Origin of the sequence: Iodobacter sp. (assembly GCF_025352645.1) — a bacterium.
In the GTDB taxonomy this organism is placed as follows: Bacteria; Pseudomonadota; Gammaproteobacteria; order Burkholderiales; family Chitinibacteraceae; genus Iodobacter.
In genome coordinates, this window is sequence record NZ_JANXSO010000007.1 from 1 (window position 1) to 20,207 (window position 20,207).

Below are 20,207 nucleotides of genomic sequence, written 5' to 3' on the forward strand. Positions count from 1 at the left end.
CCTTGCTTGACCGTAGTCGCACGCGGCAGGCTTAACATCCATAAGGAGATGTCATGCGACATTACGAAATCGTATTTATCGTGCATCCGGATCAAAGCGAACAGGTTCCAGCGATGATTGATCGCTACAAGACCCTGATCACAAACGGTGGCGGTGCTATTCACCGCCTTGAAGACTGGGGCCGTCGTCAGTTAGCTTACCCGATCCAAAAGATCCACAAAGCTCACTACGTCATGATGAACGTTGAAATCAGCCAGCTGATTTTGGACGAACTCGAACACGCCTTCAAATTCAATGATGCTGTTCTGCGCCACATCACTCTGCGCACAGAAACTGCTGTTGTTGAAGCTTCCCCAATGATGAAGGAAGAGAAGTCCAAGTCCCTGACTACAGCTACTGCCGAAGGCACTGCTGAAGCCTAAGGTACGCTTAACGTAGCGAGGCACTTGTGTTTCGCGATCGTTGCACCGGACTACTACATTGGACAAACGTAACCGAGTACTCATTGACGGTACCGTTATAAAACGAAGCGAATTACGCCACACCCCTGCGGGAACGCCGGTTTTAGAAATTGTGATTACTCACCTTTCTGAACAGCTTGAAGCAGGCAAACACCGTAAGGTGGAGTGTGAAGTGTCCATAATGGCACTCGGCGATATTGCAGCAAGGCTTGCGCTTATTTCGATAGGACAACGCTTAGCCAGCAAAGGTTTTATCGCCGCAAAAAGTAATCGTTATCGTCATGAGCTTGTGTTGCATCTCGAAGAATTTGAATTGTTGAATTGAGGTTTATCATGTCGCGTCACCTATTCAAGCGGAAAAAATTCTGCCGCTTTACCGCTGAAGGCATTGCCCACGTGGATTACAAAGATATCGCTCTGTTAAAAGACTTTATCTCTGAAAATGGCAAGATCATCCCTGCCCGTATTACTGGTACAAAAGCTAAGTTCCAGCGCCAACTGTCTGAAGCAATCAAAGTTGCTCGTCTGCTTGCGCTTTTACCATACACCGACCAACACTAAGCGAGAGGAATAAAAATGCAAATCATTCTGCTCGAAAAAGTAGCAAACTTAGGTGGTCTTGGTGATGTGGTTACGGTAAAAAATGGTTACGCACGTAACTTTTTAGTACCGCAAGGCAAAGCACAACGCGCAACTGCAGCTAACTTAGCTGAATTTGAAGCTCGTCGTGTTGAGCTTGAAGCTCGTCAAGTTGCAATTATTGCAGCTGCAACAGACCGCGCTGCTAAGCTGGAAGGCGCTGCAGTTTCTATCGAACAAAAAGCCGGTGTTGATGGCCGTCTATTTGGTTCAGTTAGCACACAAGACATCGCTGAAGCATTCGTTGCTGCCGGCTTTGAAGTGGCTAAATCTGAAGTTCGTCTGCCTGAAGGTCCATTCAAGCAAATCGGCGAATACGATGTTGAGCTTGCTCTGCATCACGAAATCGTTGCTGCTGTTAAAGTAACGGTTGTTGGCATTAACTAATCCTAGCGATTAATTAATACCATAAAAAAACGGCAATCTTCGGATTGCCGTTTTTTATTGTCCACGCCCATATAACCAACCCAACAAACACAACAACTCACCCTCCTCTTTTTTCTAATTTACACTCATAGCCTAATAACACCCGCCCTTTCTCATCCACACTATCTAGTTTTACCGAAAAGCCCCAGAGCCGTGATATATGTTTAAGCACCTCGTGCACACTATTGCCCAATGGCCGACGTTGATATTGATAGTGCCGCAAGGTTAATGATCTATCCCCCTGAGTATTAGCCTCATAGACTTGAATATTTGGCTCACGCCCTGCCAGATTATATTGCTCAGCTAATTTTTGTCTTATTTCACGATAACCATCCCCATCATGAATTGCAGCGACTTTTAATTTGGGTAAATAATCATCATCCAAAATAGCAAACAATCTAAATTCCCGAATTAACTTAGGTGACAGATACTGCAAAATAAAGCTCTCATCTTTAAAATTTCGCATTGCAAAATCGAGCGTTTTTTTCCAATCTGTATTTACTAAATCAGGAAACCATGCTGCATCTTCTGCTGTGGGCTCTTCGCAGATACGGCGTAAATCCCTAAACATTGCAAAGCCTAAAGCATAAGGATTAATTCCATTAAACCACTTACTTGTCACAGGCTGCTGAAACACCACATTAGTATGGCTATGCAAAAACTCCAACATAAAGGCATCATCCACCAAGCCCTCATCGTAAAGCTGATTCAATAGCGTGTAATGCCAAAAAGTAGCCCAGCCCTCATTCATGACTTGGGTTTGCCGCTGCGGATAAAAGTATTGCGCTATTTTGCGAATAATCCGCACAATCTCTCTTTGCCAAGGCTCTAATAGAGGTGCATATTTTTCAATAAAATACAGCAAATTCTCTTGTGGCTCAGATGGAAAACGGCTTTCTTCAAAAGATTTTTCCTCCTGCGTACGCTTGGGCAGTGTTCGCCATAATTCATTAATTTGCGACTGCTGATAACTCTCCCGCTCTGATTGCTTGGCTCGTTCCAATGACAGCGATAATTTTTGCGGACGTTTATAGCGATCAACACCATAATTCATTAAGGCGTGGCAGGAATCGAGCAATTCCTCCACCTTATCCTCGCCATAGCGCTGCTCACACTGTGCAATATAATTTTTAGCAAACACCAAATAATCAATAATGGCCGATGCATCCGTCCAGCTTCTAAAGAGATAATTACCTTTAAAAAAAGAGTTATGCCCAAATGCCGCATGCGCAATCACCAGCGCCTGCATGGTCATGGTGTTTTCTTCCATTAAATAAGCGATACATGGGCTGGAATTGATCACAATCTCATAAGCCAAGCCCATTGCACCGCGCTGGTATGATTTTTGCGTCGATAAAAAATGTTTACCATAGCTCCAGTGGTTATACATCACCGGCATACCCACTGAAGCGTAGGCATCCATCATTTGTTCAGCAGAAATCACCTCTAATTGATTAGGATAAGTATCCAAACCGAATTGCTTAGCGACGCGCGCTATTTCTCGATAATAATCATCAATTAAATCAAATGACCACTCTGATCCTGTAGAGAGCAGTTTTTTTGATTTGGCTTTTTTTTGGCGCGTATTGGTATTCATGCCCCACTCCTTGCGCTCACTTTTTTAAATAATTCTTTAAAAATTGGCCAAATTTCAGCAGGGTTACGAATACGGCGCATCGTAAAATGCGCATGCTGCTCGGCCACTTTTTCGTACTCAAACCATAAGTTTTGCGGCTCTCCTTCGGTGATTTCCACATAGGCGTAGTATTGCAATAGCGGCATAATTTCTGCACTCAGCAATTGCCTGCATTGTGGCGAATCGGAATCCCAATTATCACCATCACTGGCTTGCGCCACATAGATATTCCAATCTGCATCGGGATAGCGCTCATCAATGATTTTCTTGGTGAGTTTTAATGCCGATGAAACCACTGTCCCACCCGTATCCCTAGCATGAAAGAAATCATGCTCATTCACTTCCGTGGCTTGGGTATGGTGACGAATAAACACCACTTCTATTTTTTCATAAGCGCGGACCAAAAATAAATATAGCAAAATAAAGAAGCGCTTAGCGATATCTTTTTTGGCCTCATCCATTGATCCAGAAACATCCATTACGCAAAACATCACCGCTTGCGTAGTAGGCTTAGGCACCCGAATACGATTGGTGTATTTCAAATCAAAAGGGTCGATATAGGGAATACATACCAGCTTGGCTTTTAATTCACGAATAATCGCCTGCAGCGTTTGTACTTCTTTTGAGCGCTCACCTTGGGTTTCCAGCAATTCATCTAACTGCTCTTGCACCGTATTGAGTTCTTCAAGCGGCCCTGCAGATAGCGCAATACGCCGTCCTAAAGCGGCACGCAAACTACGCAGCACATGAATATTGGTAGGCGTGCCATCCGAGGTAAAACCCGCCCGCACCGGCTTCATCACCATGCTTTGCTTCAATTGGGTTTTAACCAAATTAGGTAATTCAAGATCATCAAAAAAGAATTCTAAAAATTCTTCTTTGCTTAATTCAAATACAAAATCATCCTCACCATCGCCGCCATTCCCTGCTCCGCCATTTCCTCCCGCACCATCACCACCAGAAGGGCGTTCAATTTCATCGCCTCGGCTATAGCGGTCATTACCAGGAAACACACGCTCCCACACGCCACCTTGGGCATGGGCAAAACCTGGCTCATTAATGTCTTTAACGGGAATAGAGACTTTCTCGCCGCGCTCAATATCGGTAATGGATCGACCATTCACCGCCTTAGTGACCGCTTCTTTAATTTGCCCCTTAAAACGGCGTAAAAATCGCTCCCGATTTATTGCCGACTTATTTTTTCCATTCAAACGCCGATCAATCATATGAATCATTTTGCAACTCCAGTGAGGCGTGAGACGCAAGAGGTGCTTGAGCATAGTGCTCAAGCACAGCTCTTCTGCTCACTGGATTACGATGATTTACGCACTCTTAAGTACCATTCGCACAAGAGGCGCACTTGTTTAGGCGTGTAGCCCTTGCTGACCATCCTATTCACAAAGTCTTCATGTTTACGGGCATCATCGTGACTGGCCTTCGCATTAAATGAAATAACGGGCAGCAATTCTTCGGTATTAGAGAACATTTTCTTCTCAATAACCGAGCGCAGCTTTTCATAAGATGTCCACGCTGGATTATTGCCGCCATTATTGGCGCGCGCTCGAAGCACAAAATTAACAATTTCATTTCTAAAGTCCTTAGGATTAGAAATGCCGGCTGGTTTCTCAATCTTTTCTAACTCATTATTTAAACTAGTGCGATCAAAAGATTCGCCCGTATCCGCATCGCGGTATTCCTGATCCTGAATCCAGTAATCCGCCAAGGTGACATAGCGATCAAAAATATTTTGCCCATATTCAGAGTAGCTTTCCAAATAAGCGGTTTGAATTTCCTTGCCGATAAAATCAACATATTTCAAAGCCATAAACTCTTTGATATACGAGATATATTTTTGCTCCAACTCGGCAGAGAATTGCTCACGCTCAACTTGCTGTTCCAGTAAATATAAAAGATGCACTGGATTGGCGGCCACTTCAGCGTGATCAAAATTAAATACTTTAGATAAAATCTTAAAAGCAAACCGAGTAGACAAGCCATTCATACCCTCATCTACCCCAGCAAAATCCCGATACTCTTGGATGGATTTTGCTTTTGGATCTACGTCTTTTAAATTATCACCATCATAAACCAGCATTTTAGAGAAAATACTCGAATTCTCTGGCTCTCTTAGCCGCGAAAGAATCGCAAATTGCGCCATCATTTTTAAAGTACCCGGTGCACACGGTGCTTTAGACAAAGAGGAATTGAGCACCAGTTTTTCATAAATCTTCACTTCCTCACTCACCCTTAAGCAGTAAGGCACTTTCACAATATAAATACGGTCTAAAAATGCCTCATTATTTTTATTATTTTTAAATTGTTTCCATTCAGATTCATTTGAGTGAGCTAAAACTACGCCATCAAATGGAATAGCCCCAAAGCCTTCTGTGCCTTTGAAATTGCCCTCTTGCGTGGCAGTTAACAATGGATGAAGCACCTTGATAGGCGCCTTAAACATTTCCACAAATTCAAGCAAACCTTGATTAGCTAAACATAGGCCGCCCGAATAGCTATAAGCATCAGGATCATCTTGGGCATATTTTTCTAATTTACGAATATCTACTTTACCGACTAGGGCCGAGATATCTTGATTGTTTTCATCCCCTGGCTCTGTTTTTGCAATCGCTACTTGACGTAATACCGAAGGATGGCGCTTCACCACTCTAAACTGATTAATATCACCATTGAATTCGTGCAACCTTTTTACCGCCCAAGGGCTGGGAATGGTTTTTAAATAACGACTAGCGATACCAAATTGCTCTTGCAATAGGCCACCATCTTCATCGGCATTAAACAGGCCCAATGGCGATTCATTAACCGGCGAGCCTTTAATACAATAAAAAGGCACGCATTCCATCAGTTCTTTTAGTTTTTCAGCAATCGAGCTTTTACCCCCACCAACTGGGCCAAGCAGATAAAGAATTTGTTTCTTTTCCTCTAAACCTTGCGCGGCATGGCGAAAATAAGCGACCACCTGCTCTATCACCTCTTCCATGCCATAAAACTCACGAAAAGCGGGATAGATGCGAATCACTTTATTTTGAAAAATACGCGATAAGCTAGAATCAAGCCGAGTATCAATAAGCTCTGGCTCACCAATCGCCATTAACATACGCTCCGCCGCCGTGGCATAGGCAACTTGATCATGTTTGCATAGCTCTAGATAGTCTCTAAGAGACATTTCTTCTTCGCGTGTGCGCTCATAACGTGCAGCAAAATTATTGAAGACATCCATGACGCCTCTCCTCACCGTGTATGTCGTACGAGTGGCTCAGCGAATGCGGCCCCTCACTTGCAAGCAGCTCAAGCACAGGCCACTTGCTTCTTTATAGACAAGCTCAAGTTGAATATTTCAATAAATTACGCGTAGATTGCTAATAAGTTTGACTTGCCAAGCGCTAATCCATAAAAAGAGTGCAAAAAAAAGAGCCCCACAGGGCTTTTTTTTACTCAGTATTGCGGCGATAAATCAGCTATTTATCTCAGGCGAGTAGACCGTGACGCGATTTCGCCCATTTTGCTTAGAAAAATACAAGGCCATATCGGCTTCTTCAATTACTTTTTGTGGCTCAGCCGCACCAGAATGACATTCAGATAAACCCAAGCTTGCTGAAATTATAATTTTTGTTTCACCAAACTGAACCGGTTGATCGCATAAAATCACACGTATCCTTTCCGCAGCGATTTCCGCCCCTGCTAAATCAGTTTGCGGCAACAACAACATAAACTCTTCGCCACCGTAACGGCCAAAAATATCGGTATCTCGCAGCGTGGTGAGCACGCGTGATGCCACCACGCGAAGCACTTCATCGCCCGCCACATGACCGTAGTTATCGTTGACTTGTTTAAAGCGATCTAAATCAAACAAAATAACGGTAAAGAATGCCGCCTGATAACGCGACATTCGCTCTAGCTCCTGAGTAAAGCGCGTATCTAAATAGCGGCGATTATAAATTCCCGTTAAACCATCTCGATTGGAATATTCTTCCAATTTACCCATTGCTTCTTGCAATAGATTTTGGGCAATTGCATTGTCGGTCACGTCAAATAAATTGACGGTTACCGCATCCACCTCTCCCGACTCATTTCTTACCGGCATAAAGGTGGTATTTTGCTGCATAAAATCCATCCCACCGGTAATAGGCCGATTATGGGGAAATTTAAATAAATATGGCCGTTGTTCCCAAGAAGTAAACGCAAAATTCTTAAGCACAAAAACACTTTCAATCTTTTTGCTTAACCATTTTTGCGGCAATTCTGGGAACAATTCAAATAAATTAGCCCCAATCGCTTGCTCTGCAGATATTCCGCTATGTTGAGCCATAAAGCGATTCCATAGCAAAATACGATACTCGCGATCCAGCGAAAAAATACCGACCCCAACTTCATTAACAATAAAATCACATAATCTTTGTTGCATTAGATGTTATCCATAAACGCATCAATAGCTAGCTGTAATCGTAAAATAGATTCTTCTGGCATCAAGGTGAGTAAGTGGCAAGTAAAATCTCTAATTTCTAAAGTAAAGTGTACTTCCACCAATAAAGCGTAATTCCAAGTCAGGTGTTTAGTATTGATCAGCTGATCCACTTCAACATTTTCAGCCATAATGGTGGGCGCAGAAAAAACTAAAGATGCGCCTAATAAGTCAGCCACACCATTTAAACAAGCGCCAATCAATACATTGCCCACATCTAACAACAACTCACGCTCGGCCGTACGATCAATCACACCATCGTAGCCCATCAAATCAGCTAAATTTCTACAGCCATGCTGATCGTACACCACCATGGCCTCACCAGACAAAGAGCCATTAAATGACTGACGGATTGCCGTGGCGGCACTTTTGCTGCCTATCATATGTAGCATATTGTGGCTGATTGAATCGGCTTGAATAATATTGATTCGCGGCACTGATAATTTAACAAAGGTATCTAAAATTTGGGCAAGTTGCGCACCTGCACGCCCCATCGCAATATTGGTAATTTCTTGCAGCGCATCGGCTTGGTCTTCGGTCAAAAACAATTCTTCGTTCATAAAGCGATTCCATATTCGCGCAAAATAATCTCAATATCAGAAGCTTTCACTGGTTTTTGAACAAAGGCCGCGGCCCCCAATTGTCGAACACGTTCACGAGCCTTGACCTGAATATCGGCGGAAACCACCACCACATAGCTATTCAGCCCCTCTTTTTGCATTGCCTCTAGTACCGCATAGCCATCAAGTAGCGGCATGGTTAAATCTAAAAACATCACATCAGCTTTGCCTGCTCGATACGCTGTTAGTGCTTCAATACCATTGCATGCTTGTGTAATTTCAACATCCCAATTTTTAGGCAAGGCTTTTATTAGCATTTTTCTGGCCATAGCAGAATCATCAACAACCAAAATAGGGATAGGCATCTTTTTAAAAGTTCCTTCAATCAGAAACAACAACAGCAAAAACGCAGTATAAAATTATTTTTATTTTTTTATACATAGATTGGGACTGAGTGAAACGAAGCTCAGCAATACATTAAAATAAATACTGGGCAATCCTAAAAAAGCCAAGAAAAATCAAACTTCCACCAAAAAAATAGCGCAAATAGGGGCGCCGTAATAAGGTGCGCAGTGGCTCTATAAAGACCGACATCAGCAATAAATTAGGTAGCGTACCAAGGCCAAACGACAACATAATTAAACCACCATGCCAAGGGCTTGCGCTGGCTAAGGCATTTAGCGATGCCGTATAGACCAAGCCACAGGGTAGCCACCCCCATAATGCCCCCACGATTAAAGTATCTGACCAGCGTTTAACCGGCAAAAACAGCCGCATATACGGCTGTATTTTACCCCATAAAGGCCGACCTGCTTTCTCTAAATACAGGATCAATATTGACCATCCTGCCATATACGCGCCAAGCAAAATCAGTAATAAATTTGCAGCAACAAACAAGACCCCTTTAACGCCTTGCAAGGAAAGTAAGCTAGACAAGGAGCCGAGCCCACCCACCAACATGCCAATCAGGCAATAGCCTAAAATACGCCCTAGATTAAACCCTAGGTGGTAATGCCAACGTCGCCCAGCAGGTAGTTGTAAGCTAAATGCCGTAACTACCCCACCGCACATCCCAACACAATGCCCGCCCCCTAAAAGACCAGCTAAAAACAATGCAAAAAGGTCAAACTCAAGCATCTATTTATATCAACTTTGAATATCGCCCCGCAGGTGCCGCATGGCGTAAATAACGATCAAAAATCATCGCAATAGAGCGAATTAGAAAACGCCCCCGAGGAGAAACCACAATGGAATCATCCAACACGGCAATTAAACCATCCTCTTGATACGGTAAAAGCAGCATTAATTCTTCTGCAAAATAACTTTTAAAATCAATAAAATAGGACAACTCTAACGGTTGGAAACTCAATTCAAATTGGCACATTAATGATTGAATCACCGCAGCGCGGAGCAAATCATCGTGCGTTACGCTTAATCCACGCTCAACAGGTAAGCGATTTTGATCTAATGCAGCGTAATAAGTCGTTAAGTCTTTAACATTTTGCGAATAACAACGCCCTACTTTGCCAATTGCTGAAACCCCAAAAGCCATCAAATCGCAGTCTGCATGGGTGGAATACCCCTGAAAATTACGATGCAACGCGCCACGACGCTGCGCAATCGCTAGTGCATCATTAGGTAAAGCAAAGTGATCCATGCCGATATAAACATAACCTGCGGCGAGCAACTGCTTAACACTACTTTGTAAGATATCTAGTTTACCCTCTGCGGTGGGTAGCTGCCCAGCATCAATGCGCCGCTGGGGTTTAAATCGCTCTGGCAAGTGGGCGTAGCTATATAGCGCGATGCGATCTGGCAGGAGAGTGAGCACCCTTTCTATTGTCTGATACATCGTAATTTGGCTTTGATGCGGCAAACCATAAATCAAATCAATACTGACTGATTTAAAGCCATTAGCACGGGCGGCATCAATCACCGCGCGTGTTTCTTCCTCCGATTGCACTCGATTAACTGCTTGCTGCACCGCCAAATTAAAATCTTGAATCCCTACACTCATCCGATTAAAACCAATTTTACCCAATAAAGCCACGGTGGTTGCATTCACTTTACGTGGGTCTATTTCTATGGAGAATTCACCATCGGCTTTTAAATCAAAATGACTGCGAATCCCCTCCATTAAACGGGTCAGTTGCACATCACTCAGAAATGTGGGCGTCCCCCCCCCAAAATGCAGCTGTGAGACACGCCCACGATTCGTTAATAATGCCGCCTGCATTTGCACTTCTTTCAGGAGATAATCTAGGTATTGATCCGCCTTACCTTGATCCTTGGTAATGACTTTATTACAGGCGCAGTAGTAGCAAATCGTATTGCAAAAAGGCAGATGAAAATACAGAGATAAAGGTTTAATCACAGTACCTGGTTGTTGCTGACGAACACTCTCCTCATAGCGTTGAGCATCCATTGCAACAAATCGGTCCGCAGTGGGGTAGGATGTATACCTTGGCCCCTTGCCGCTATGCTGACTAATTAGATCTCGGTCAAAATCAAGTGACTGTAATACAGTAGCATTATCCTGAAATAACATGTTTCATCCTTATGAACGTATGCGTGCAGCTTGCCCATATTCATTTTCCATAACCTTGATCGATATCAACACAGTCGCGACAAAATCCGTGCAACTGGTGATAACGAGTACATAGATTGAATGATCCCATGAACACGACACCCCACATTCCAGTTCGCGACCTAAGCCTTAAACATCTTCGCCAAAGCTGTGTGAACTGTAGCTTGCGGGAACTATGCCTACCCATTGGGCTGTCTGCTGATGAAATGCACGAACTGGACACCTTGATCACGCAATCCAAACCCATCAAACGGGGTGAAGCGCTATACCGTGCGGGTGAGCCTTTTCGCTCTCTATTTGCGATTCGCTTGGGCTTTTTTAAAGCCAGCGTTATTTCAGAAGACGGCCGCGAACAAGTCACTGGGTTTCATATGACGGGCGAATTAATGGGCATGGATGCGGTGAGTGCAGACCAGCATACTTGTGATGCCATTGCCTTAGAAGATAGCGAAGTCTGTGAGCTGCCCTTTACCGACATGGAAGAACTCAGCCGCCGCATCCCCGCCCTACAACATCACTTCTACAAATTGATGAGCCGCGAAATCGTTCGCGATCACGGGGTTATGCTTTTACTTGGCAATATGAAGGCTGAAGAGCGTATTGCCGCGTTTTTACTTAATTTGTCGCAGCGTTTTGCAATCCGTGGCTACTCGGCCAGCAGCTTTCATTTACGTATGACCCGTGAAGAAATCGGCAGTTATTTAGGCCTTAAACTTGAAACGGTGAGTCGCTCCTTATCTAAATTCCAAGAAAATGGTTTAATTAAGGTACAAAACCGTTTGATTGAAATCATTGATGCTCCCGCACTCAAACAATTAATTAACAACTGCCAACAATAAGCCACCATGCCTATGACTCCATCTGGACCAGTCCTCTTTCTGGCCCCTGCGGCCATTTTGGAGTCTTTGCAATCTAGGCTAAATACCGTGCCAGTGCCGCAGCTTATGCTGCTCCCCATTGGCATGCAGTCACAAATCCCCACGCTACCCACTGACGGGCTGCTACTTACGGCAGGCCATGCGAGCGTTGAACACTATTTATCCAGTGCTCATTGGGCCCATTCACAAAACTGGCAACATATTGACCTTGCCTTAGTTGGCGAGCCTCAATGCGCCGCTCAATTGGGCTGGATGCTAGCCGCCAGTGGCGAGCCTGCAGCCCTCGCTTACGCAGCCCCCTTACTAGATGCCCTTGCTCCCGCAGGATCGGCATATTGGCTGCACGCCGGAGGGCCTGGCGCGGCAAGCTTTTTAGCCCTTTTGCAAAACATCATGCTGCAGCCTCTGATTGAAAGCTGGAAAGTCATTTTCCCCAATGGCAAGCCGTCACCCAAGGCTGATTTAAGCAAGCTGGCTGAATTACAAACGACGCAATGGCAAGCCCTCTATCCACTCTGCCAGCAATACTTAGCCCTCAGCCAAGGGCGAGCCCACCACGCTTTTCACCCTCAACTTAATCCGTTTCAGCTACCGACACATATTGAACCTGCCGCCGCATTAGCTCAGTTTTTGATACAGTTCCTTCAAAAATCTCAATAGCGCAAATACATTAACTGAGCAAGATAAGCCTGCTTTTCTATACTCATACTTCCTCTTATTACATCTTGCCGCGCATGTTGTCTGCCCTAATCAAAGCACGGCCTAAAGCGGCCATGTATCGCGTGCTGCTACGCCAATTGTATTTCTCTGGCGTTCAATCTCTTGGCGTAAGTTGCTTAGCGGGCGCGGCCATTGGCGCGGTGGTCGTTACCTTGGTACAAGGCAACTTTGGCCAAAGTGGTATTAAGGCGATGAATGTACTGATGATCAGCGCGATGCAAGAGGCAGGCCCCCTGATGGTGGGGCTAATTTTTACGGCGCGTAGCGCATCGGCCATGGCCACAGAATTATCCACCATGAAAGTACACGGCGAATTACGCACCCTAGAGCGGGTCGGCATCTCCGTTTGGGGGTATTTAATCCAGCCGCGCATTATTGCCGCAGGATTAAGCTGCGTGCTGTTATTTTGCTACTTTATGGCTGCAGCCCTGTTAAGTGGCGCGCTGATTACCCCTCAATCGGGGGTGTTTGCAGAAATCAGGCAAAGCTTAAGCCACCTTTCCCTCAGCACCGCCGTGACGGGGCTAGGAAAAAGCCTGTTATTTGGCGTCATCACCAGCATGTCGGCCTGTTTACTTGGCCTAAGTGCCGCATCTGCAAGTACAGAGATTGCCAGGCTCTCTTCACGGGCAGTTTTACTCAGTATTCTTGCGATTCTAACGCTAGATGCCGCGCTAGCCCTACTATTAAACCCACTCAAATGAGCAACGCTCCCCAGCGCCTGCTACTCCTTTGCAAACATAGCGGGGAGCGGAATTTAGCTTTAGATCAGGCCTGCTATTTACTGCGTAAATACTTAAAACGCCCATGGGGCTTGCTTGCTTTAAGTGGGGGTCTATTAAGCAACATCAATGTACTTGAAAACCTCTGGCTTATCCCGTCTTGGCAGAACAACCAAAGCAGCACCGAAATACTTACAAACTTGCAATCCATACTCAGCCAACTCAACATTAATGAGCAAAACGCAGCAAAGCTCTTGGTTGCAAGGCCCGCAAACTTAAGTAACACCGAAACCAGAGTCGCGCTGCTACTACGGGCTCTACTGCTAAGCCCAGAGATATTGCTGATTGATCACGATTGGTTTTTAGGCTTAAAACAAGTAGATAGAGACCTTTATCAGCGCGCCCTACCCCTGCTGGCACACTGCGATTGGTGGGTATTCAGCGATGATATTGAAGCCCCCAGTAATGATGCGGCTTGGAGCACACAAGACGCTTTGACCTTTTTGGCTGAACAAATACCTAGCAGCAGCTAAATCCGTTTAATTAATGGATAAATCATACGCAATGAGCAATACCACGATAAGCACTTTTTTACAGCAAGATAAACGCTGGCAAGTCGGCTTATTTATAAGCGGTGGTCTACTGCTTGCTGGTCTGCTGCTGTATATATTGATTCGAACACTAGGCTGGTTTGAACCCAGCTATGTCCTTGTTTTTTACACCCAAAGTGCTGAATCGCTGCTTGTTGGCATGCCAATCCGTCTTTCTGGACTTCCTATCGGCAATGTCACCGAAATCACGCTAGAAGAAGACACACATGTGCAGGTAAAAATAAAAATAAAAACTGAATATCAACGCTGGATTAAACCAGACTCAAATGCCACCCTGATGGCCGAAGGGCTGTTTGGTGATCATTTTATTCAAATAACGGCCAGCAAAAAAACCACCCCACCCTTGAGCGACGGCGCAATGATTACTTTTATTCCCGCAAGCAACATGAGCGATTTTGTTCCTCAATTAAAAGAGCGGCTATTCCCTTTATTGGAAGAAATGCAAAGTCTGGCAACACATTTAAAATCGCCCGACGGGCAACTGAACCACACGCTAAGCGAAGCGCAGCAACTGATGCATGAATTACGCAGCACGCGTCAGCAAATCGATAAGCTACTGATTGCCAGCACAGGGTTAGCAGAAAAAAAACTGCCCGCCAGCCTAGCCCACCTCAACACCACGCTGATCGAATTTAAAAACCTTGCACAAAGTGCCGATACACAGCTCTTTGCTAGCACACAAAAACTGCAAACCACCCTAAGCAAATTTGAACAAACCGGCGAACATGCAAATGCCAGCCTGCAAGAGATGCGTTTATTACTCCAAGAAACTAGGCCAAGCTTACACAAGCTATTACAAGACTCCGACCTTCTGATTCGTAATGGCAATACCACCATTAGCAATATGCACGAGCACTGGCCATTTAGCGGCGAGAGCAAACCCGCCTCCATGCCTGAAACACTACCCCCATAGTGCCAATTTTGAATAAACACAGCAGGTTCCCCCTCACCTGCCAAGCAAAAAACAGCAAAATATCAGCCATATTCACAAGCGAACTGACAAAACGTCCGCCAGCCGCTACAATTTACGGCTTCGTAAAGTCCGCCTAAGCGCTTAAGCATGCATGTTTTCAGAAGCGTTTCCGACGCGCATCTTCCCCCTACTGCAATTACCATCGGTAATTTTGATGGTTTGCACGCGGGCCACGAAGCAATGTTGTCCGAATTAAAATCGGTTGCCCGTCAGCACGGGCTAAAAACCTGCGTGCTCACTTTTGAGCCGCACCCGCGTGAGTTTTTTACGCCAGACGCGGCCCCCGCTCGCCTCACCAGCCTGCGCGAGAAGCTAGAGCTATTAAAAAGCCACCATATTGACTATGTGATAGTGCAGCGTTTTAACCGTGCATTTTCATCCTTAAGTGCGCTGGATTTTAGAGATCAAATCCTCGCAAAAGGTTTAAATGCTCGGAGTGTGATTGTGGGCGACGATTTTTGTTTTGGCGCCAAACGCGCGGGTGATTTTGCCCTACTACAAGCCAGCCCAGATTTTAGCGCCTGTAGCTTGGCCACCGTTGCCGATCAAGGCACGCGGATTTCTTCTACCGCCGTGCGCAATGCGCTGGCAGCGGGAAATATGGATTTAGCCGCTGGCTATTTGGGCCGCCCCTATTCCATTGCGGGCCGCGTAGTGGATGGCGATAAAATTGGCCGCACCTTGGGTTTTCCAACCGCCAACATTCAAATCAAACACAATCGCCCACCTTTGTTTGGCATTTTTGTGGTTGAAGTGCATGGGCTAGAAAAGCCCTATCAAGGCGTGGCAAGCCTAGGCTTTAGGCCAACCATTCATGGTGGCGATGCCTACCCAAAATTAGAAGCGCATTTATTTGATTTTAAACGCGAGATTTATCGCCAACATCTACGTGTAGACTTCCTGCATAAATTGCGCGATGAAGAAAAATATATCGATTTGCCCACCCTAGTGAAGCAAATCGAAAAAGACTGCCAAAATGCCCGCGACTGGTTTGCTGATCATCACGAGGCTGGGCTGAAAAATACAAAAGTTCTGTAGACACAGAGAAAAAATGAGCCCACAGAGCACACTGAGAACATCTTGAAACGGGACGTTTCTCTCCTGACTGCTGTGAACTCAGTGATCCCCAAGCCTACAGACCTTTTTAAAAGCACTTAACTAAATACCATTGAGAGATAAACATGTCAGACAAACCAGCCAATAAATACCCAGTTAACTTACTTGATACGCCATTTCCTATGCGTGGCGACTTGGCCAAGCGCGAACCAGGCTTTTTAAAAGACTGGCAAGACAACAAGCTATACCAAGCGATTCGGGCCAAAGCTAAAGAGCAAAACCGCCCTAAATTTATTTTGCACGATGGCCCGCCTTACGCTAATGGCGACATTCATATTGGTCATGCCGTTAATAAAGTTTTAAAAGACATCATCATCAAGGCCAAGACTTTAGATGGCTTTGACGCGCCTTATGTTCCAGGCTGGGATTGTCACGGCTTGCCGATTGAGCATCAAATCGAAAAAATCGTTAAATTTGACAAGCAAGCGCTGGCGGCCAACCCTGACATTTTTGCGCGCGTGCAAGACTACCGCAAAGCCAATGGCCTCGATCCAAAAGAAACCCGCCTGCCCGCAGCGTTTACCCGCGAGCTGTGCCGTGAATACGCCGCCACCCAGATTGAGCGCCAAAAGGCTGACTTTATCCGCTTGGGTGTACTAGGTGATTGGAACAACCCCTATTTGACTATGGACTTTAAAACCGAGGCCGATATCGTTCGCACCTTGGGTAAAGTCCACGCCAACGGTTATCTGCTGCGCGGCCAAAAGCCGGTGCATTGGTGCGTAGACTGTGCATCGGCACTGGCCGAAGCAGAAGTGGAATACGAAGATAAAATCTCACCAGCGATCGACGTTGGCTTTCGCGTTATCGACAGCGCAGCCTTATCTAAGGCATTTGGCGGTGTAAGTATTAGCGATGCACCTGCTTTTGCGCTGATCTGGACCACCACACCTTGGACGCTCCCTGCCAACCAAGCCGTATCGGTCCACCCAGATTTTATTTACGATCTGATCGCTACGCCAAAAGGCCTGCTGATCTTAGCGCGTGATTTAGCCGAGACTACCATCAAGCGCTACGACATCGAAACCACCGAAGTGATCGCGCAAGCCAAGGGCTCAGCGCTTGAATTCTTGCAACTACAGCACCCATTCCTTGACCGTGTTGTGCCGATTATCTGCGGCGACCATGTCACCACCGAAGCAGGGACTGGCCTTGTACATACCGCCCCTGCCCATGGCTTAGAAGACTATGCAATTGGCACCAAATACAAGCTAGCCACCGACAATCCTGTTGGCAATGATGGCCGTTTTTATAGCAATATCGAGCTACTGGGTGGCAAAAGCGTTTGGGAAGCCAACCCAATGGTGCTAGCTATTTTAGAGGAACGCGGCGCGCTGTTTGCTAGCAAAAAACTAGAACATAGCTACCCACATTGCTGGCGTCATAAAACCCCGATTATTTTCCGCGCCACCAGCCAATGGTTTATTGGCATGGAAACCACAGGCAATAACGGCCAAACGCTGCGCGCCCAAGCCAATACCGCAGTGGACTCCACCGAGTTCTTCCCTGCTTGGGGCCGCGCGCGCTTAGAATCCATGATTAAAAATCGCCCAGACTGGTGCGTATCGCGCCAACGTAACTGGGGCGTGCCGATGACTTTCTTTGTACACAAAGAAACGGGCGAGCTACACCCCAACTCCGGCGAACTGCTTGAAATCGTGGCCAAGCGCATTGAGCAGGAAGGCATTGAAGCCTGGTTTAAGCTCGACGCTGAAGAGTTACTTGGCAAGGATGCGGTTTACTACGACAAGCTCAAAGACACCCTTGATGTATGGTTTGACTCTGGCTCGACCCATTACGCAGTACTAAAACAAAGGGAAGAGCTGACTTGGCCTGCTGATTTGTACTTAGAAGGCTCAGACCAACACCGTGGCTGGTTCCAATCATCCTTGCTCACAGGCTGCGCTACCGAAGGCCGAGCACCTTACAAGCAATTGCTAACCCACGGCTTTGTGGTGGATGGCAAGGGCATGAAGATGTCTAAGTCCAAAGGTAATGTGATTGCGCCGCAAACGGTGATTAATCAGCTGGGTGCAGATATGCTGCGCCTATGGGCGGCTTCCACCGATTACTCGGGTGAGCTGACCATTTCTGACGAGATTTTGAAGCGTACCGCCGATTCTTATCGCCGTATCCGTAATACGCTGCGCTTCTTACTGGCCAATATTTCCGACTTTGATGCAAGCCATGTCTTACCCACCGACGAGCTATTGCAGCTGGATCGCTACGCCTTGGTTGAGCTGGCTGCATTCCAGCAAAAAATCACCGCGCTTTACGATAAGTACGAGTTTCACCTGGCCGTGCAAGAAATCCATGCGTATTGCTCAGAAGGCTTAGGCTCTTTCTACTTAGACATTATCAAAGATCGGCTCTACACCATGGCTGCGGATAGCCAAGGCCGCCGCTCAGCGCAAACTGCGCTGTGGCATATCAGCCAAGCTTTGGTACGCTTGCTTGCGCCGATTCTCTCCTTTACTGCGCATGAAGCATGGAGCGCGCTCAAAAACGAAGAAAGCGTATTTCTTAGCACATGGCACACAACCCCAAGCGTGCAGGATGCCGCCACGCTGGAAGCCCGCTTTGTACTGGTGCGTGAAGTTCGCGCTGCAGCGCAAAAAGAAATTGAGCTGCAACGCGCCGATGGCAAGCTAGGCTCTAGCCTGCAAGCCGAAGTAGACATCACCGCCGGTGGCGAAACATTTACCGCCCTTGCCGCCTTGGGCGACGAGCTAAAATTTGTGCTAATCACCTCCCAAGCCCGCCTTCACGCAGGGGACACCACACAAATCAGCGTAAGCGCTTCTGCCGAGGCTAAGTGTGAGCGTTGCTGGCACTACACTGCCAGCGTAGGCACGCACAGCGATCATCCAACGCTATGCAGCCGTTGCAATAGCAATCTGCACTCCACAGGCGAGGCGCGTACTCATGCTTAACCGTGGCCTAGCGCGCTGGCTAGGGTTGGCACTTTTAGTACTAGTCCTAGATCAAGCGAGCAAGCATGCGATTGAGGCGATGTTCCAATTTGGTGAACAGCTTGCCTTAATCCCTGGCTTTTTTAACCTCACGCTGGCCTACAACCCTGGCGCAGCGTTTAGCTTTTTAGCCGACGCGGGTGGCTGGCAGCGCTATTTCTTTACGGTGCTGGCACTGGGTGTATCGGTGTTTATTGTGTTTTTGCTCAAAAAACACCAAGCAGAAACACGCTACGCGCTGGCGCTGGCGCTGATTTTGGGTGGCGCGCTGGGCAATGCCATTGATCGTATGCTGTTAGGTCATGTGATCGACTTTATTCAGATCCATTACCAGCAGCGCTGGTACTACCCAGCCTTTAATATTGCGGACTCCGCTATTTGTATCGGTGCAGTTCTGATGGTGATTGATTCCTTCCGGCGCGAAGCTAAATCGGAGAAAACAGCATGAAGATGCAAATTGTTTTAGCAACGCCCCGTGGCTTTTGTGCGGGTGTTGACCGTGCCATTGCCATTGTTGAAAAAGCACTCGAAAAATTTGGCGCGCCAATTTATGTGCGCCATGAAGTGGTACACAATAAATTTGTGATCGAAGATCTCAAGCTGAAAGGGGCCATTTTTGTTGAAGACTTGGCCGATGTACCTGCAGGCAATACGCTGATTTTCTCTGCTCACGGCGTATCCCAAGCCGTACGTACCGAGGCCAGCGAGCGCGGCTTAACTATTTTTGACGCCACTTGCCCTCTGGTCACCAAAGTTCACCTAGAAGTAAAACGCCTGCGTGAACAAGGCTTCGAGATCATTATGATTGGCCATAAAGGCCACCCAGAAGTAGAAGGCACCATGGGCCAAGCCCAAGGTGGCATGTATTTGGTAGAAGAAACCAGCGACGTAGCTACCCTGCAAGTTGCAAGCGACAAGCTAGCATACGTAACCCAAACCACGCTGTCGGTGGATGATGCACAAGTGGTGATTGAAGCCCTTCGGGCCCGCTTCCCTAATATTGTTGGCCCTAAGAAAGACGACATCTGCTACGCCACGCAAAATCGCCAAGACGCCGTGAAACACCTCGCTAAAGAAGTGGATGTGGTAGTGGTGGTAGGCTCGCCAAACAGCTCTAACTCTAACCGCCTACGTGAAGTAGCCGCCAACCTAGGTATTGATTCCTATATGGTGGATAACGCCAGCGAGTTAAAAGCCGAGTGGTTTATTGGCAAGGTAAACGTCGGCGTAACGGCGGGCGCTTCTGCACCTGATATTTTGGTACAGCAAGTCATTGCCCAAGTAGAAAAATTTGGTGCAGGCTCGATACGCCAAATGGATGGCATTGAAGAAAATGTGATTTTCTCGCTGCCTAAGGGCTTAGTGTAAGCGTTTATGTAAACGCCACCCTAGCGGGCCGTTTAAGCCAAACGGCCCGCTGATTCAGCTT

Annotated in this window: 21 protein-coding genes; 13 read left to right on the forward strand and 8 right to left on the reverse strand. The window is 46.5% G+C overall.

What is annotated here, in order from left to right; all coding sequences use genetic code 11:
- Positions 1–53 precede the first annotated feature (53 nt).
- From rpsF to rplI, 4 genes are read left to right on the forward strand one after another with little or no spacing between them, the layout of a single operon-like run.
- Complete coding sequence (gene rpsF, locus Q0R17_RS00570) at positions 54–422, forward strand: 30S ribosomal protein S6 (protein ID WP_293931002.1); 369 nt, start codon at positions 54–56, stop codon at positions 420–422.
- A 58-nt stretch (positions 423–480) separates the two neighbouring features.
- Complete coding sequence (gene priB / locus Q0R17_RS00575; RefSeq protein WP_293931004.1) at positions 481–786, forward strand: primosomal replication protein N; 306 nt, start codon at positions 481–483, stop codon at positions 784–786.
- Positions 787–794: 8 nt separating this feature from the next.
- The gene (gene rpsR / locus Q0R17_RS00580; RefSeq protein ID WP_046351876.1) at positions 795–1,022 is read left to right on the forward strand and encodes a 30S ribosomal protein S18; all 228 of its coding nucleotides are present in this window, start codon (positions 795–797) and stop codon (positions 1,020–1,022) included.
- A gap of 15 nt (positions 1,023–1,037) precedes the next feature.
- Complete coding sequence (gene rplI / locus Q0R17_RS00585) at positions 1,038–1,487, forward strand: 50S ribosomal protein L9 (protein WP_293931013.1); 450 nt, start codon at positions 1,038–1,040, stop codon at positions 1,485–1,487.
- A gap of 97 nt (positions 1,488–1,584) precedes the next feature.
- On the opposite strand, the gene Q0R17_RS00590 is transcribed toward rplI, so the two are convergent.
- The 8 genes from Q0R17_RS00590 to hemN form a co-directional block, all read right to left on the reverse strand.
- A complete protein-coding gene (locus Q0R17_RS00590; RefSeq protein WP_293931015.1) occupies positions 1,585–3,123 on the reverse strand; it encodes a SpoVR family protein in 1,539 nt (512 codons plus the stop codon).
- Complete coding sequence (locus Q0R17_RS00595) at positions 3,120–4,397, reverse strand: YeaH/YhbH family protein (protein WP_293931017.1); 1,278 nt, start codon at positions 4,395–4,397, stop codon at positions 3,120–3,122. Before Q0R17_RS00595 ends, Q0R17_RS00590 begins: the two co-directional genes overlap by 4 nt.
- A gap of 77 nt (positions 4,398–4,474) precedes the next feature.
- On the reverse strand, positions 4,475–6,397 hold the full coding sequence (locus tag Q0R17_RS00600) for a PrkA family serine protein kinase (protein WP_293931019.1): 1,923 nt from the start codon (positions 6,395–6,397) through the stop codon (positions 4,475–4,477).
- A gap of 234 nt (positions 6,398–6,631) precedes the next feature.
- Positions 6,632–7,582, reverse strand: coding sequence for a GGDEF domain-containing protein (locus Q0R17_RS00605; RefSeq protein WP_293931021.1), 951 nt, complete (start codon positions 7,580–7,582; stop codon positions 6,632–6,634).
- Positions 7,582–8,199, reverse strand: coding sequence for a chemotaxis protein CheC (locus Q0R17_RS00610; protein WP_293931022.1), 618 nt, complete (start codon positions 8,197–8,199; stop codon positions 7,582–7,584). The genes Q0R17_RS00605 and Q0R17_RS00610 overlap by 1 nt, the downstream gene beginning before the upstream one ends.
- A complete protein-coding gene (locus Q0R17_RS00615) occupies positions 8,196–8,597 on the reverse strand; it encodes a response regulator (RefSeq protein WP_293931024.1) in 402 nt (133 codons plus the stop codon). The genes Q0R17_RS00610 and Q0R17_RS00615 overlap by 4 nt, the downstream gene beginning before the upstream one ends.
- A gap of 79 nt (positions 8,598–8,676) precedes the next feature.
- Complete coding sequence (locus Q0R17_RS00620) at positions 8,677–9,336, reverse strand: sulfite exporter TauE/SafE family protein (RefSeq protein ID WP_293931027.1); 660 nt, start codon at positions 9,334–9,336, stop codon at positions 8,677–8,679.
- A 4-nt stretch (positions 9,337–9,340) separates the two neighbouring features.
- On the reverse strand, positions 9,341–10,747 hold the full coding sequence (gene hemN / locus Q0R17_RS00625; protein ID WP_293931030.1) for an oxygen-independent coproporphyrinogen III oxidase: 1,407 nt from the start codon (positions 10,745–10,747) through the stop codon (positions 9,341–9,343).
- 128 nt (positions 10,748–10,875) lie between these two features.
- Here hemN and fnr point away from each other — a divergent pair, with 128 nt between their 5' ends.
- The 9 genes from fnr to ispH all read left to right on the forward strand — a co-directional run bounded on the left by fnr (position 10,876) and on the right by ispH (position 20,146).
- On the forward strand, positions 10,876–11,625 hold the full coding sequence (fnr, locus tag Q0R17_RS00630) for a fumarate/nitrate reduction transcriptional regulator Fnr (RefSeq protein WP_293931031.1): 750 nt from the start codon (positions 10,876–10,878) through the stop codon (positions 11,623–11,625).
- Between the two features lie 12 nt (positions 11,626–11,637).
- Positions 11,638–12,324: a hypothetical protein gene (locus Q0R17_RS00635; RefSeq protein ID WP_293931032.1), complete on the forward strand. Its 687-nt coding sequence runs from the start codon at positions 11,638–11,640 to the stop codon at positions 12,322–12,324.
- Between the two features lie 74 nt (positions 12,325–12,398).
- Positions 12,399–13,088, forward strand: a complete 690-nt coding sequence (locus tag Q0R17_RS00640) for an ABC transporter permease (RefSeq protein WP_293931033.1) — start codon at positions 12,399–12,401, stop codon at positions 13,086–13,088.
- Entirely contained in the window at positions 13,085–13,639 is a 555-nt protein-coding gene (locus Q0R17_RS00645) for a hypothetical protein (RefSeq protein ID WP_293931035.1), read from the forward strand. Before Q0R17_RS00640 ends, Q0R17_RS00645 begins: the two co-directional genes overlap by 4 nt.
- 31 nt (positions 13,640–13,670) lie before the next feature.
- Entirely contained in the window at positions 13,671–14,630 is a 960-nt protein-coding gene (locus Q0R17_RS00650; protein WP_293931037.1) for an MlaD family protein, read from the forward strand.
- 147 nt (positions 14,631–14,777) lie between these two features.
- Complete coding sequence (locus Q0R17_RS00655) at positions 14,778–15,728, forward strand: bifunctional riboflavin kinase/FAD synthetase (protein ID WP_293931039.1); 951 nt, start codon at positions 14,778–14,780, stop codon at positions 15,726–15,728.
- Between the two features lie 143 nt (positions 15,729–15,871).
- A complete protein-coding gene (gene ileS / locus Q0R17_RS00660; protein WP_293931041.1) occupies positions 15,872–18,739 on the forward strand; it encodes an isoleucine--tRNA ligase in 2,868 nt (955 codons plus the stop codon).
- Positions 18,732–19,226, forward strand: coding sequence for a signal peptidase II (gene lspA / locus Q0R17_RS00665; protein WP_293931043.1), 495 nt, complete (start codon positions 18,732–18,734; stop codon positions 19,224–19,226). Before ileS ends, lspA begins: the two co-directional genes overlap by 8 nt.
- Positions 19,223–20,146, forward strand: a complete 924-nt coding sequence (ispH, locus tag Q0R17_RS00670) for a 4-hydroxy-3-methylbut-2-enyl diphosphate reductase (RefSeq protein WP_293931045.1) — start codon at positions 19,223–19,225, stop codon at positions 20,144–20,146. Before lspA ends, ispH begins: the two co-directional genes overlap by 4 nt.
- Positions 20,147–20,207: the final 61 nt, after the last annotated feature.